Raw genomic sequence first — 460 nt, 5'->3', positions numbered from 1 at the left:
TAAGGCATTCAACTTTTTTAAATACTCATTCTCCATGCGCAGTTGTTCAATTTCTGCCTGTAACTCTTCCATTGACCCTTGAGCTGGTGCTTGTTTTCCTGTCTTCTTTTTCATGGACGAGCGCCCCTTTTTCTTTGGTTTTAAGGCGTCTGATCCCTGTGTTTCCATTATGTGCTGCCAGTTCCAAAGTGTTGAGTCAGAAGGCAAATTAAATATCGCAGCTGTTTCCAAGATAGACGTCCCATATTCATTCATATAGTCAAGTACGTCTAGTTTATATTGGACTGGATAATTTGTATATGACTTTAAGAACGCTTTTTCACCGTGATATTGATATTTTCTCACCCAATATTGGAGTACCCTTTTATGCACTCCAATATGATTTGCGATCCTAAGCAAACTCTCGTTGCCGTTTATATAGCGTAAGACCGCGTTGATTTTTTCTTCGTTTTTAAATTTA

The 460-nt window shown here is 38.3% G+C and carries 1 protein-coding gene; it reads right to left on the bottom strand.

Going from position 1 to position 460, the window contains the following annotated elements; all coding sequences use genetic code 11:
* The coding region (locus V6D41_RS21445; RefSeq protein WP_442893092.1) for a transposase at window positions 1-345 on the bottom strand (345 nt) is incomplete at its 3' end.
* Between the last annotated feature and the right edge of the window lie 115 nt (window positions 346-460).

The organism is Bacillus sp. 0102A (assembly GCF_036765155.1).
Classification (GTDB): Bacteria; Bacillota; Bacilli; order Bacillales; family Bacillaceae; genus Bacillus; species Bacillus subtilis_G.
This window is presented reverse-complemented; position numbering and strand designations above follow the sequence as displayed.